The organism is Microcoleus sp. EPA2, from assembly GCA_020882975.1.
In the GTDB taxonomy this organism is placed as follows: domain Bacteria; phylum Cyanobacteriota; class Cyanobacteriia; order Cyanobacteriales; family Microcoleaceae; genus Microcoleus.
In genome coordinates this window covers 125,020-140,149 of record JAHRFD010000001.1, presented here as the reverse complement: position 1 = coordinate 140,149, position 15,130 = coordinate 125,020, and the positions used below count along the sequence as shown (strand labels likewise).

12 protein-coding genes are annotated in these 15,130 nt (G+C 45.1%); 8 read left to right on the top strand and 4 right to left on the bottom strand.

Going from position 1 to position 15,130, the window contains the following annotated elements:
* Positions 1 to 105 precede the first annotated feature (105 nt).
* Both AAFP14_RS00500 and egtC read right to left on the bottom strand, forming a co-directional pair.
* Complete coding sequence (locus AAFP14_RS00500) at positions 106 to 1,344, bottom strand: SUMF1/EgtB/PvdO family nonheme iron enzyme (RefSeq protein WP_341730392.1); 1,239 nt, start codon at positions 1,342 to 1,344, stop codon at positions 106 to 108.
* Positions 1,316 to 2,104, bottom strand: a complete 789-nt coding sequence (gene egtC / locus AAFP14_RS00495; protein ID WP_341730391.1) for an ergothioneine biosynthesis protein EgtC — start codon at positions 2,102 to 2,104, stop codon at positions 1,316 to 1,318. Before egtC ends, AAFP14_RS00500 begins: the two co-directional genes overlap by 29 nt.
* Positions 2,105 to 2,239: 135 nt before the next feature.
* Here egtC and AAFP14_RS00490 point away from each other — a divergent pair, with 135 nt between their 5' ends.
* A complete protein-coding gene (locus tag AAFP14_RS00490; RefSeq protein ID WP_341730390.1) occupies positions 2,240 to 2,458 on the top strand; it encodes a ssl0294 family protein in 219 nt (72 codons plus the stop codon).
* 147 nt (positions 2,459 to 2,605) lie between these two features.
* On the opposite strand, the gene AAFP14_RS00485 is transcribed toward AAFP14_RS00490, so the two are convergent.
* Together AAFP14_RS00485 and AAFP14_RS00480 are read right to left on the bottom strand one after the other, a co-directional pair.
* Positions 2,606 to 2,818, bottom strand: coding sequence for a hypothetical protein (locus AAFP14_RS00485; RefSeq protein WP_341730389.1), 213 nt, complete (start codon positions 2,816 to 2,818; stop codon positions 2,606 to 2,608).
* A gap of 50 nt (positions 2,819 to 2,868) precedes the next feature.
* A complete protein-coding gene (locus AAFP14_RS00480) occupies positions 2,869 to 3,099 on the bottom strand; it encodes a hypothetical protein (RefSeq protein WP_341730388.1) in 231 nt (76 codons plus the stop codon).
* A gap of 233 nt (positions 3,100 to 3,332) precedes the next feature.
* On the opposite strand from AAFP14_RS00480, the gene AAFP14_RS00475 reads away from it, so the two are divergent.
* From AAFP14_RS00475 to AAFP14_RS00445, 7 genes are all read left to right on the top strand, one after another.
* Complete coding sequence (locus AAFP14_RS00475; RefSeq protein ID WP_341730387.1) at positions 3,333 to 5,138, top strand: hypothetical protein; 1,806 nt, start codon at positions 3,333 to 3,335, stop codon at positions 5,136 to 5,138.
* A 243-nt stretch (positions 5,139 to 5,381) separates the two neighbouring features.
* Positions 5,382 to 6,980, top strand: coding sequence for an ABC transporter substrate-binding protein (locus AAFP14_RS00470; protein WP_341730386.1), 1,599 nt, complete (start codon positions 5,382 to 5,384; stop codon positions 6,978 to 6,980).
* A 47-nt stretch (positions 6,981 to 7,027) separates the two neighbouring features.
* Complete coding sequence (locus AAFP14_RS00465; RefSeq protein WP_341730385.1) at positions 7,028 to 7,942, top strand: VWA domain-containing protein; 915 nt, start codon at positions 7,028 to 7,030, stop codon at positions 7,940 to 7,942.
* 242 nt (positions 7,943 to 8,184) lie between these two features.
* Positions 8,185 to 11,487 (top strand): tubulin-like doman-containing protein, encoded by a 3,303-nt coding sequence (locus AAFP14_RS00460; protein ID WP_341730384.1) that lies wholly within the window; start codon positions 8,185 to 8,187, stop codon positions 11,485 to 11,487.
* Between the two features lie 261 nt (positions 11,488 to 11,748).
* Positions 11,749 to 13,422: a protein kinase domain-containing protein gene (locus AAFP14_RS00455; protein WP_341730383.1), complete on the top strand. Its 1,674-nt coding sequence runs from the start codon at positions 11,749 to 11,751 to the stop codon at positions 13,420 to 13,422.
* 366 nt (positions 13,423 to 13,788) lie between these two features.
* Entirely contained in the window at positions 13,789 to 14,394 is a 606-nt protein-coding gene (locus AAFP14_RS00450) for a COP23 domain-containing protein (protein ID WP_341730382.1), read from the top strand.
* Positions 14,395 to 14,548: 154 nt separating this feature from the next.
* On the top strand, positions 14,549 to 15,094 hold the full coding sequence (locus AAFP14_RS00445) for a COP23 domain-containing protein (protein ID WP_341730381.1): 546 nt from the start codon (positions 14,549 to 14,551) through the stop codon (positions 15,092 to 15,094).
* Positions 15,095 to 15,130: the final 36 nt, after the last annotated feature.

Genomic DNA, 15,130 nt, shown 5'->3' with positions numbered 1-15,130 from the left:
CACGTATTCACTCATCCAGAAAGCCGGGTTTTTTAAAGAAACCGGCTTTCTGCTCTTTGTTAGGTTACATTTATTTGTGCCCCATTATTTAGCAATTAGCCAAAATCATTGAGCGCACCGAAAACCAGCGATAATTTGTCGCACTCCCGGATAATACCAATTGCGAAAACTCGATCGCAGGGATGGAGCATGAGTCGCCCAACTGCCACCTTTTAAAACTCGGTGTTCTCCATCGAAATATGCTTGAGAATAGCCACTATAAGGATAACTTTCAAATCCTGGATAAGCATCAAAAGTGGAAGCTGTCCACTCCCAAACATTGCCTAACATATCACAGCAGCCAAAGCTACTGGCTCCCTGGGGAAATTTATCAACTGGGGCTGTATTCCCAATCTTATTGCCGTGGTTGCATAGGGATGAATTCGGTAATTCTTCTCCCCAAGGATAGGTGCGCTGAGTTTGATTTACTGCATCCCAACTGGCTGCTTTTTCCCATTCGGATTCTGTGGGTAGTCGCTTGCCGATGAAATTGCAGTATGCTTCTGCTTCGTACCAACTGACACCGCAAACTGGGTGATTGTTCTTAGCGGGATTGTCTGACCAGTAAAGCGGGCGATCGACTAAATTAGATTGCAGCCATTTCCAACCTTCTGCTGACCACCACTGAGGGTTTTGATAGCCTTCAGATGCCATGAAATGGCGGTATTGACCGCAAGTAACTGGATAGCGGTCGATCGAGTATTTGTCCAAATAGCATAGGTGGCGCGATCGCTCATTATCCAAAGCTTCAAGGCGATCGCTTCCTATGTAAAATTCCCCTGCCGGAATTTCAATCGCTGAATTGGCCATTGGCAATTCATCGGCAATGGGTCGCCCCCTCTCTCCCTCGCCCCTCTCCTGCTGCTGCATTTGCAACAAAAAAGCCACGGTTTCGCAGTGCTGACTTTCATGTTGAATAATAAATTGCCACAGACGCTCTTGCTGTTCAATGGGAGCTATTTCTAAATAATCCAGCACTTTTTTTCTGACCGCATCCAGATATAATTCTACTTCGGCAATTGTCGGCAAATAAACCCTTTCTTGCTTCGGTAAAATATCAGCAGCAAACAGCTTGTGATACTTAGGAAATACTGGTTTAAATTTACCTAATTTCTGCAATATCCACAAATCCTCCGTATAAGCAATGTGACCTAAATGCCAGCCAACCGGACTAAACTCTGGATGAACTTGCCTGCAAAAAGTATCATAATCCATGCCTGCAAATAGATCGAAAGTGTCGCGACGACACTGTTGCAAATTTCGGTAAATAGCCTCTCTACAAGATAGAATTGATTTTGAGATCACCGTCTTTTCCCGTACTGATAATGCTTTGTGGTGGACACTGATGCCAATTGCCAACAAATAAAGGTTCCGAAGCAATCATCACAGCTTCTGGAAAATTTGGATCGTCCCGCAGCCAATAGAGGGAGGGAGGAGCCTTTTTGGAAGCAAAGCGAGAGGCAACTAACTGTTTTCCATCGCTGACAATTATATTAGCTGAAAATTCTACTTCATGGAAGTTGGCTAGTTCTGCCAAAGTTGTTAGTGCATTTTGCAAAGCCACTTCTAGAGTCATATTTGGCACTGTTAATTCATTGACAAACAGACCAAAAATATGCTCGGAATCTGTAGTACCGTTAATTAATTGATAGGTGGCATCGTTGAGGCGATCGCGAATTGGTCTGTAAAGACTTTGCCGAAAATTCTTCACAAAGCCATTGTGGACAAACATCAGACGGTTGTACCCAAAAGGCTGACAGTTGCTCAAATCCACAGCCTGTCCTACCGTTGCACTGCGAACATAGGCGAGAGCACATCCCGATTCCACGTATCTACTGATACTCGGAAGGTTGATGTCGCTCCAAATTGGTTGTATATTTTTATAGACAAACGGGTCGGTATCTAGGTGGGAGTGATACCAACCAATGCCAAAACCGTCAGCATTGAGTAGACCTGAAGTCATTTCGCGGGGTTGGTAACTCTGCACAATTAAGGAATGTTCCGGCTTGTACAGAAGAGAATCGAGTAAAATCGGCCCGCCAAGATAGCCAAGCAAACGGCACATAAAATTTTTCTAGGAAATTGAGAGAGCAGAAGGTATTACCCGAATAGGCTAGAACTTACTACAATATTTAACTTTTATCAAAAACAGTTAAGATTAATTAACAGTATCACCCCAGTAGCACAAGGAGAATCTTGAATGTTCCTCGACGAACTCATCCCGGTAGTCAAAGAATTGTTCCAACAGCCGATCGCATTTACGGGCGGATTTGTGTCGGGCCTGCTACGACTTAATCTTCAGGAAGACCCAGTTAAAAGCTGGATTGATGAGCAAGCGGGTTCAACTTCCTACACACCACCCGCCAGCGAAACCAGCAACCCCTCAAGTAACGGGCCTCAGTCAATCTCGATCGACTGAGTACAGATAAGCAGTTAATTTTGCGATGGGATTGTGTCAACTGTTTCAGTTGACACCCAAATTGTGTGAAAGCGGGTGACATTTTATCGAGCTCGCTTTCCCGGACTGCGTAACCGAACTGATATTATGCACCTATTGCCAAATTTTTCAACCCCGCTCGGAATTGTCTTGCAAGTAGATAGATTCCAAAGACTGCTGCTTCACACGGCCAGCCATCGCCGCCAACTGCAAACTCATAAAAGCATTCAAATCTTCCAAGTCGCACTTCGCTGACGAGAAAACGTGCTCTATTTCATGTTCGGCTTCCAAGGTCAGATATCCAGCCGCAATAGCTTTTTTTACAACGTCACGAATCACCATAATTTTCAGAATCCTTACTAATTCTCATTGTACAAACAGTCGATTCATTACTAATTGGAAGTCTTAGATACGACATCCGCAAAGTATTGGCATTCTCTCAATTCACGAGACTCTTGTTTCACCATTCCAGACATAGTTGCTAGCTGCAAAGTCATAAAAGCATTTAAGTCTTCTAATTCATAGGTTGTGGTGGTTAGCATCCGGCGCAAGAGATTTTCTGCTTCAATAGTCAGATAGCCGATGGTCATAGCTTCTTGGGCAAGGTCGCGAATCAGTACCATAAAACTTATTGCTTTCAACATTGGGGTAGCTTCAGTATCAACAATAGCGATGGATTTGACGGTGACGGCTAAGGTCTAGTTGGTGTGACATTGTGTCCTTCATGCAGTGACTGCAACAGTTGTAGACTGTGACTAGCAGTGGAGCTAGATGTGACTTCGATCACAAAAGCCTCTATGGATGGCAATAAAAATCTGGGTTCCGCCGAAGCCAGAAGTGCTTGGGCATTCTATCTGTGGCACTCTCAAGGACACTCAACGTCTATAATCAGCAAGTTAAATATTTACGACAGACTATGGAACCAACTCATAAAGATTTGCTACAACAAATTGCCGGACTATCGGAAACCTATCCTAGTTTGGCCGATCGACTGGCACACTCCGCCAAACAACTCCAACAATCAGGTCTTCCTCCGTCAGAAAACTTGCTGCAAGAAATAGTAAGTTACAGTCGCAATTTTTCCGTCGTCCAAAAACAAGCTCTTGAACTCAGCAACAGTGCTCTAGTACCGGGAGAAATTACCTCCCTCCAAGAAATTCAAAACTTAGTCCAGACAATCTCCGCCTCTGAAGGGAAAGCAGAAATTCGCTCCCAAGCCCTAACAGTGATCGATCGAGTATTAGCGATCGCCCACCGGGAACAAAGCGACTTTGGGCCACTACAATCAGTACATAGTAAAGCCCGCGAGCTTCAGCGCGCCATTGCCGAATCAACCCCAGCCCAACTGCACTCCGATGCAGAATCCTTAGTCAGCGGCAAACACCCAGTGGCGGCAGTGCTCGCCCTCGTCGAACAACAAGATCAACTAGATGACGAACAGTGGGTCATCCTGGAAGAAACCGTCAGCGCCGCCTTTGGTAAACAAATAGCTGTTGCCATTTCCAGAGGCAAATTGACCGTTACCGAAACACAAATCGCCCCTCAAATAGCCGCACCAGCCACAGTTAAACCCGTACCAGCAGCAGTTGCTGAACCATTACCAGAAGTCATCGTCATCCCGTCGGGAAATGTCACGCCTCCGAAACAAGTTGCAGTGGTGCCAGATATCAAAATTTTGGAATCACCCGCGCCCTCAGCCCCCATGCACGAGGTGATTATTGTTCCCAGCATGGAAATGCCTAAATCTATCCAGACAAAGGGCTCCGGGAACATTGTCTTTGGGGCACCCACGGCGGTGAAACCAGCACCCGTAGAGGGGGCTGTGGGATTAAAAGTTTTGGTGCACATTCAAGGAATTGGCGATCGCACTTTTGGTTCTCAACAATACGCAGGAACCAAAGCTCAAGGGCGGCGCGTCGAAGGATTTCAAGTGAATTTAGAGCCAGCAATTCCCGGCTTAAAAGTCGAGTATATGGCTCACGTTGAAGGTGTCGGCGACACTCCTTGGGTGAGCGAACAGGAATTAGCAGGTTTCCGGGGTAAAGGGAAACGAATTGAAGGATTTGCTCTGCGATTGAGCGGGGACCAAGCTAGTCAATACGACATATTTTACAATGCTCACATTCAGAATATCGGCGACACAAAAGTAGCCTCCAACGGTGAATATTGTGGCACTCGCGGGAAAGCTTTGAGAGTAGAAGGTATCACAGTTTGGGTTGTGCCATCAGCCAAGGCTCAACCAGCCCAACCAGTCAGCTTAAAAGTGTTAACACATATTCAAGGAATTGGCGATCGCACTTTTAGCGATCGAGAATATGCCGGCACTCGCGCTCAAAAACGTCGCGTCGAAGGGTTTCAGATTAAAATAGACCCTCCCGTCGCCGGTCTCAAATTGCAGTACATGGCCCACGTCGAAGGTGTTGGCGATACCGCTTGGATCGAAGAAGGAGAGTTAGCAGGATTCCGGGGAAAAGCTAAGCGGATTGAAGGATTTGCGGTGCGGCTAACAGGAGCCCAAGCTGATAAATACAACGTACTTTACACTGCTCACATTCAGAATATCGGCGATACTCCCACTGCTTCTAACGGTCAATATTGCGGCAGTCGCGGCAAAGGTTTGAGGGTTGAAGGGCTGACAGTTTGGGTTGAGGCTAAGGCTTAACATCAATTCTGGTGACACCGGAATGATTTTTGACTAAGGACTTTACGGGTGTTTTATCCCAACTCTGGGTGACTCACCCCCTTTTTGATTTTAGTGGCTAATTTCTCCCCTCCCTCCTTGCCTCCGTGGGGGGGATTTCCTTCCGGCTATTTTAAAGATTTCGTATTTTATCCAGTTAACCTTTCTCAAGACAGATGTCAAGCTGTACAATACCCAAAAGGGTAAAAAAGAAAGGTAGCAAAAATGAGTTGGACCTGCGACGGCGTACCCAAACATAATCCAGAAAAATATAACGGTACTGGCCCCCACCAACCTTGTGACAACGACGGGTCATTCTGTATGTGTGGCTTACCGAAAGACGCTATGGTTGATGAGCCTCCAAAACCGCCAACAAAACCAATTCTGATGGCTTTAGCAGGAGTATTAGGAGTATTAGTCTTAGGCGGTGTCGGATTTGGCTTGTACAAAGCGTTGTCAGGCGGTAGTTCCGGGTCAACGGGTGGAGGCACACCTTCTTCTAGTCCCACCATAACTGTTTCACCAGGGGATCTCATCAGTTCTAAAGCAGTCAGCGCCGCGCTGATTAGTCAAGGGGAAAAAATTCTGCTAACAGGCGGCAAAGCTGATGCTGAGAAACAAGCTGGGGCTGCTGCATTTGTAGGCAAGAATTGGGATGAGGCGATCGCCAAATATGAAGCAGCTACCAAAACCGACCCCAACGACCCGGAAACTAAAATATACTTCAACAATGCGACGGCTCAAAAAACAGGTAATCCCCTGACAATTGCCGTAGTTGTTCCCATTGGTGCCAGCGCTGATGCAGCCAAAGAAGTGCTTCGAGGAGCTGCTTTATATCAAGATCAATTTAACAAAAGTCCGACTGTTCCCGGTCGGTTATTAGAAATTGTAATTGTTAATGACGAAATTGGCAAAACTGTCTCCATCGCCCAAGACTTAGTTAACTCTCCCAGCGTATTGGGAGTTTTGGGACACGGCATTGACAGCAGTTCTCAAGATGCCATCAAAACCTATGAAACCGCAGGATTAGCAGCCATTTCACCTGTCAGTTCCAGCGTTACCATCGACTCTTCCAACAAAGCGACCTTGAAACTAACCAAGGTGCTGGAAAAAACCGATGAAATGCTCAAAACTTACCTCCAAAAACTTGGGGAAACAGTCGCAAATTATGCTAATAAAACTCACTCCCCCGCCGCGATCGCAATTTTCTACAACTCCGACAGCGTTTATAGCAAACAACTCAAGGAACTATTAGTTGTCGAAGTGCCAAAAGCTAGCGGCAAAATTGTCAAAGAAGTTGACATCAAAGCTGGTGCAACTTTTGATGCCAAATCTGCTGTTGCTGATGCGAGCAAGGCCGGAGCAAATGTGGTATTTATGGCGATGAGCAAAGACCAAGTAGAACAGGCGATCGCGATCGCGATCGCCAACAAAGATACATCCCCACCTTTAGCCTTAATGGGAGGTAGTGAACTGTATAATCCTACTACTTTAATCAAGGGAGGAGATACTATTAAAGATTTAGTGCTAGCCGTTCCTTGGAGATGGGAAAAAGACGATCCTTTTTCCAAACAAGCCTCAGAAATTTGGAAAGGAAGAGTCAGTTGGCGAACTGCAACTGCCTTCGATGCCACCCAAGCTTTAGCAGCAGCAACCAGCAGCAATCCCACCCGCGACGGAACAGTCAAATTCCTCACCGCAGGAACTTTGATATCGGGAACTGCCAAGGAATTTGACCTGTTCAAAGAAATTCCCTTAGTCAAAGCTGTCGAAGGTAAAGACGGCCCTCCGGGGTCTAAATATCAGTTCGATGCTGTTAAATAAACAGTTGACTCTCCCTCTCCCTCTTCCTTCTACCTATAGGTCGATCAGTGATTAGAACTCAACGCCCGCTGTGGCAACATCCGTTATTTCAAAGACCATTAATCTTGCTGTGCTTCTGTTTAATTGCAGCAGCACTGTTTGGCATATTCGGGTTTGGTAGACCCAATATTGCAGTGGCGATCGCCCTCGATCTCAGCAGCAGCACCTACCAGCCCCAAGCCTTCAATGCTCCCGGCACAATTATGCAGCAAGAAGTAGCAGCAGTCAAAGCCTATTTAGAGGTAAATTCTAAATTAGGAACAAACCCAAATACAATTCAAGTCTTTGGGATTGGCGGTGGGAAAGCTCCAGCATTAACCAGTAACTTTAGTGCAGATACCAAAAAAGTAGAAGCAGAATTAGTCCGAGCTTTGCAAGATCCCAACCTGCCTAAATCTATCCAACCCGAACCACCCCAAGACAGCCTAGATGTTCCCATCCGGCAGGCATTAAATGCTTTTAAAACAGCGCCAAGTAGCTGCCGCGAAATTGTAATTGTTAGCGATGCCGGAATAGAACTTTCCCCGCAAAGCGTCAGCGAAGCCACCGCTCAAAAAGTTAAAATTAATGGCATTACCTTCGGGGGTAAAAGTTTCGAGCCGCTCAAACAAGCTACTATAGAAACAGGAGGCATTTATATTTCCGGTGCCGATGTAAATCTCAATACTTCATTCACAGAGAAAATTTTTCCCAAGCTCAATAGTAACATCAAATGGGTAATTTTTTGGTTGGGTGCTGCTTGGATTGCCTTGATGTGGACGCTGACTATGCCACTCGATCGGTGGTTGTTTCAAGGCATGATGAAAATGAACATGACTGTAGCAGGTAGGGCTGCGTTGGGAAATGCCTTTTTCTGGACTGCTTTTACGCCTAGCATTATGTGGAAATTAGTTGGTTTGCCAATTTTTGGCGATGGTTGTTAAGCCTGAAATCAACGATCTATCTCGCTTGTAGTCGAGTCTCGATCCCCCCTAGCCCCCCTTAATAAGGGGGGAACAAGAGCATTCAAAGTCCGCCCTCCCTTAATAAGAGTAACAATACCGTTCAAAGTCCCCCTTATTAAGGGGGATTTAGGGGGATCGAGACTCGACTACAAGCGACATTTATTATGGGTTTCAGTCTTAAGTTGATCCAGGGTTAATTAAAAACAAAAAGGAGGAGTCTTATGGCTACTGTTGATGAAAAAAGTATGGTTCCTACAATTTTAATCGGAGTAGGAGGAACGGGTAATGAAGTGCTGGCAAGAGTGCGCCGGTTAGTAGAAGAAACTTACGGAAGCTTAAACAATTTTCCAATTATCAGTTTTTTGATTATTGATACGGACAAAGAATACAAACTCAACAATCCTGGTGCGGGTGGAACTCCGTTTAAAGACAACGAGAAATACTTTGCTAAAGTCAGCGGTAATGAAGTTGAAAATATCATGTCCAATATGGGGAACTTCCCCTGGATAGAATCTTGGTTTCCCAATGAATTAGAGCGAAATATGACGGCTTTAGAAGCGGGAGCCGGACAGATTCGTGCCTGCGGTCGGTTTGCTTTTTTCTGTAACTATCATAAGATTAAACAAGCATTTAATTCAGCGTGCGATCGCGTAAAAAATCACGAGAATTTTATGCGAGACCAATACAAAGTTAACGTAAACACTAACTCCATCAACGTGTTTATCACCGGCTCAATTTCTGGGGGTACCGGCAGTGGAATGCTGATCGATATTGGCTATGCTGTCCGCAAGTGGCTGCAAGGACAATCGAGCGTGACAACTACAGCCATTGTACCGATGCCTAACGCTTTTGCTGGCATCAATGTAGGCGATCGGGTTGTAGCTAACGGTTACGCAGCGTTAATGGAATTGAGCTATTTTTCCGATTATCGCACAGAGTATGCAGTGCAGTACAGCGCCGGTTTGATGGATGAAATTCGGGACAAAAGACCAGCCTTTGACTTCACTTATTTAGTCGGCACTAAAAACGGTGAAACTGAATTTCCCCTAGACCAAATTCGGGAAATGATCGGTCAAAATATCTTTCTGGACTTGACCTCAGATTTTGCTCCGCACAAGCGATCGATCCGAGATAACATTAAAGGTTCCTGGGCTGCACAAGACCCTGGCGGCCGCGGCTATTCCAAACAATTTATGAGTTTTGGGCTGTCAACAATTGAAATTCCGATCGCCCAAATTCGCACATCTTTATCCAATCGGCTAGCTGCTGATTTTGTGACTTGGTGGCTGAACGAATCTGTGCAATTAGTTCCCAATCTCTTGGAGGTGGTACAAAGCGACCTCAAACGGATTCGGTTGACAGAAATGGAAATGCTGATTGACTTGAGCGCAGCGGGCGATAAATCTTATTTAGCAGAACTTTCTAACTGGGTAAATAGTATCCGTAATGAAATTAATGCAGATAAAAAAATGCAATGCACCCAACAAGGATTATTGGGTATTTTCGGCTCAGAAAAAGGCAACATTCTGGAATTTGTCAATTATTTGCAGAAAAAAGTCGAGGAATATCGCAGCGATCACCTGCGCGAAATGAGTCCCGACGAACGGCTGCACGGCGATTACCTGCAAAAAATGTACGATAACCGCAACCGAATTATCAAAGAAGGACGCAAAAATCTAGAAGCCGAGTTTTATACGATTCTGGAAGACCGCAACAAAGGGCCAAAATTTGCTGATGCTTTTATCATACAAGTGCGGCAGATTTTTGAAAATGCTGTTGAGAAGTTTCGCCGGGAAGGAGAAAAAGTTTGGGAGCCAAATGAGGCTCGTTTCCAACAACAATACCAAAAGGGTTTGGAAGATATTCGACACTCCCAAGAGCAGTTTGGTTTGAGCAAACAAGATGCTATGGAAAAGTATTGTGCTACGGCTCTTAGCGGGTTAGAGGGGAGTTTGATTGCAATTGTTCAGCGCAAATCTAGAGCCTTGGGATTAGAAGTAATTGTCAGGCTGCAAGAGCATTTAACAGAGTTAGAAACTCGTTTGGCTCGCTTAAATCAAAAGTTGCGCCAAAATCGTGATGAATTTCAAAAAGCAGCAAATCAACAAGCAGATAGTGCTGATGTGTTGGTAATTAACGGTATCAAGTTATTTGACCGTCAACAGCTAAATGATTTGTATCGAGATGCGATCGAGCAATTAGCAGGTGCTTCCGAAGGTGCGAAAAGCAAGTATGAATTGGGGATGGACGGAACTTGCAGCAATTTGTCAAGCCAAGTCCTCGCAGAAGCTAGTCCGATGTGGAAACAAAACCGCGAGGCGAATGAGGTGATGCGGCTGTTTGATTTGCCGCAATTGCAGGACGTGCAAGATCCCGATTTCAAGGAAATTATCGATCGAAAAACGCGGTTAGTTATCAATACAGTACCTAATAGCAGTCGCTTGAAGCGAGATTTAGCAGCCTGCGACGGACTGTTCAAAATGTTTAAAAATGACGAAGGCGAAATCCGCAGTCAATTGGCGATCGCCTACGACAAATCTAAACCCTTAATTTTGCTTTCCAGGCCGATTATGAGTGGCAGAGATGCAGGGTTTACGGAAGCACTCAACACCAAAGCCGCCCTGGTTGGTGGGCGTAACAGCACTGAAGCAGCCGCCATCAAATTAATTCCTTTGCTCAGAGAACGGGTGGGTAGCAATGATGCAATTACCCCGCTCGGAGAAGACGAACGCCACCGGATTGTTTTTGTGCAAGAAGTCGGCGGTTTTTCGCTGCGGTGTATTGAAGGAATGCGGGAATTGCGACAGTCTTATCAAGATTGGAAAGGGCAATCGATTCAAGCAAAACGGGCAAAAGCGAAGGGAGAAAGCAAAGATCCTCCGATCCCAGTTCACATTCAAAAAGAACCGCCTTTTTGGGATGTATTTCCAGAGGATAATAAAATTTTAGAATTGGTGGTGCAAGCACGAGCTTTGGGCGTTTTGCGGCGGGAAGAAAACCGTAATACTAAGGAAAATGTGATTCGCTACACGGTAAGAACTGTGCTGGGTCAAGAGAATGTGGATCTGGCTTCTAGCTGGGAAGAAACGGTGCAACTTTTGGAAGTGGTGGCGTGTCGTCCTGATAAGGAAGAGATTGAAAAACAGGTGAAGGCAATCCTGACTGCGGCGGAAACTTTGCCACAAAAACAACAACTATTCAGCCAATTGAAGGCATATCTCGACGAGCGGGAAATTGAGTTAGACAAAGAAGGAGGAAATGAAAGCCCTGTTTATAAACGAGAACTCAAGATTATTCAAGAGGCGATCCAAACTTACAAGTTGTCTGCGCCGGAGGCTGGCAGTCCAGTTGTGCCACAGCCTCAATCTGGAACGGCAGTATCTACTGATATTGCGGCACCGCCAATTCAACCGCCGACAGTACCTGTACAAAACTTTGTGTTTTGTACTAGCTGCGGGCACAAAAATCCCACTAGCTCTAAATTTTGTGCTAAGTGCGGTACGCGACTAACTTCAGTTGGTTGAGGGTTTTTGTAGTTATGCTGGGCGAGAAACCGGGTTTCTACGAGTTTGGCGTTTGGTAACGAGAAATTCACGAAGAAACCCGGTTTCTGAGAGCAAATAGCTAGGGCGAGAAACCGAGTTTCTACGAATTTGGCGTTTGGTAACGAGAAATTCACGAAGAAACCCGGTTTCTGAGGTCACATAGCTAGGGCGAGAAACCGAGTTTTCCCAGGCAGAGCCTGGGAACCAGTTAAGGAACTATAGAATTAGGATTAGCAAATAGTGATAATACCAGAATTATCGGCTGGAACTTTGATGAAAAATCGCTACCAAATTGACCGACTTTTGGGTCAAGGTGGATTTGGTCGCACCTATTTAGCGTTAGATATAAAAAATAATCATAACTGCGTTCTCAAGGAGTTTGCTCCCAGCAATACCACGCCAGCAGCCTTGCAAAAATCTAGGGAATTATTTGAGCGAGAAGCCAAGATTTTATCCAAGCTAAATCACCGCCAAATCCCAGAGTTTCTGGAGTGGTTTGAGGACAATGGACGCTTATTTATTGTGCAGGAATTTGTCAACGGTCAAACATACTGGAATTTACTACTGCAAGGTCAAATATTTTCCGAAAAGGAGATTATTCAATGGCTGCGAGTTCTTCTCGATGTTCTCATATATATTCACGGAAAAGGGATTATTCACCGTGATATTTCCCCGGACAATATCATGCTGCCAAATGGCAAACAAAAGCCATTGCTGATTGATTTCGGTGTGGTTAAATATGCGGAGACACAGCTAAGTACAACTGGGAATTCAAACCAATATACTCATGTAGGAAAAGGATCTTATGCTCCATCGGAACAGTTGCGGGGCGGCGAGTGTTACCCGAATAGCGATTTGTATGCTTTGGCGGTGACGGCGATTGTCTTGTTAACTGGTAAAGCACCCAATACTTTGATTAATTATGATGGGGAGTGGGAGTGGCGATCGCACGCGAATGTCACGGACAAACTGGCTGGGATACTTGATAGGATGTTGGAGAAAAAACCGAGCGATCGCTATCAGTCCGCTAGAGAAGTATTAAATGCTCTCGATAATAATAGCCAAATACACAAAAAAACTATGATGAGTTCATCAAAAACTGAAGTGAGTCAAGGTTCTGGCTTACCTCCGACTGAACTTTCTCCAGATAATAATCAATATCCAGACAATCCAGACAATCCTAGAAAGCCCGATCGCAATTCAAGTCCATGGAAAACAATCGCCCTAATTGCCTTCCCAACTCTGCTGTTAGTCGGTGGAGTCGTCGCCCTTGAGTCCCCGCGCATCGGTTTTTTATGCGGTGCTCTCAATAACTGTCTTGCAGATAAACCCTTTAATGAAAGTTACAACAGCGCGGTCAAACAGGCTGGTGACGCTCGTGTTTTAGGACAAAATGCTCAAACAGCCCCAGAGTTGGAGACGGCTCGCGATCGCATGAAAAGCGCGATCGACCAACTATCAAGCATTCCGCAAACTGCCAAAGTCCACGCCGACACCCAAAAGCTGCTACCTTCCTATCAAAGCGAGTTGACGGGGATGGAAGCGCGTTTGACAAGGGAACAACAAGCCCAGAAACAATTGGAAGAAGCTCTGGCGATCGCAGCCGATGCACCAAAAGAAACCGAATTATCAAAACAGAAAGCTCTGTGGACTCAAGCAGCAGACAAGCTCAAAGCAATTGCTTCTGATTCCTTCGTAGCTGACAAAGTGAAAGCTAGTTTAGCAGAATGCGATCGTGAGATTCAAGACATTGAAAATTCCGTCCCGCCACCGGCTAGCCCCCAAGCAACACCAACTCCTGACGACCTTTTTCGACCCCCATCTGAGAGTACCAAGTCGCCATCAACCCCAGAATCATCGCCCTCTCTCCCCCATTCTCCAACTCCTGAACCTGACAAAGACCCCCTCTTCTAATCTCGAATCTAGAATCAAATTTAATTCTATTGTGGAACCAGCCATCGCTCCTGTTCATACAAGGCTGATTGAGAATGATGCAAAAGGTCAGGTTAAAGAATCATCACATTTCCGTTGGTCCTGTTCTTCCTTAAATGTTTAAATTTTATTTCTAAGTTTTGCTTTATAATTACAAGCAACAGGCAGGTAGACAAAAATAGTCAGCCGACAGCGAAGGCTAGTTGAATCAGGATGTTTGCTGCGAGTCAGTTATCCATTCCCAAATCCTTGGCCCGAAATGGCGTTGATTTAAGATATACCTAATCAGAATTAGCAATCCTATTCATCCCCAAACATCCATCAAGCAAATCAGGAATAAAAATCCCCATGAAAATTCAGCCAACGATATCGCTGATTACTGCATCTGCGATCGCACTTGTTACCACTATTATCCATAGCAGTCCAATATCCGCCCAAACCACAGGCTTTGTCTGTGGCAAAAGTGGAGGTCAGCCAGCAACTATTCTACAAAGAGCGCAAGGAAACGTCACAGTAATCCGGTGGGTTTCTAATAGTTTCTCAGAGTCAGGATTCGATACAGAGCGCAGGTGCGAACTGGTATCTGGCAGATTTGAACAGTATCACAAAGCCGGAATGCTGAAATACCTAACCACAGGAGTTATCAACCGGCAATCCGTAATTTGTGTAGCCCGCGCCAAGGGTGGTAACTGTGCCAGCGACTTGCCAAACAACGGCTTGCTATTTACAGTTAAACCGGGGAGCGATGCGCGAGATACATTAAAACGCCTGTTGAATTTACGAGATAGAGCTAGTGGCGCAAATGCACTGAATGAAAGCGCGCCTTCTAACCCAGTATATATCGAAATGAACGATCGAATATATGTTAACATGGGTGAATATATCAACAGCCAAAATGCAGAATCTAGCTCCCCGCAGTCTGTGGAAGCTGATGCTAGTGGCCCACTTTTTTAAGAGGAATTTTTATGAGGATTAAGGGGTAGACGGGAGCAAGTGGAAGATAATAGATGAATTATTGAAAAACCCGTCTTCCTCAAAAAAAATCAAAACTTGTAAGTAAATATGAGAGGATTGTTCAGGGAGAAGGAGGTGATTTTTGAAATTGAAAGTGTTAAATGCAATTTGCACAACATTAGCATTGACTTGGGCAAACACCATTAGCTCGATCGGTGTCAGCAAGGCTCAAGAATTAACTTTTATTTGCGGCACAATTAATGAAGAGCCAACAATCATAGCTCAAACAGCCCAGGGTAATATACCAGTAATTAGGTGGGTATCTGAGGATTTCCAAGTTTTAGGAATTAATTCTAGATCGCAATGCGAACAAATGGCACAAAAATTGCAAAAAGATTGCGTTAAACCTGCGGAGGGTAGGGAGCCAATAGCAGTTTGCAACATCATTCAAGGTGGCACTTCCTCTGGGGGAAGTGGTTCATATGAGCAATTACCACCTCTTTGGGGTTCAGACAGTCAACTCTCACAATTTCCTCCTGCAAAAAACTCAACCGTTTCTGTTGATATGCAAAGGAATTTGTTCCTAAACGAGTTTCCCCCAAGAGTCGGCATTCCAGGCGATCGAAATATTTTGCCCATGGCCCCATCTCCCACTAACATCAAAAAAAACGACTCAGAGCCGGAGCTTCCCTTGTGGTGATAACGATCTCGATAAGTAAGTCGTTCCGAATCAAAG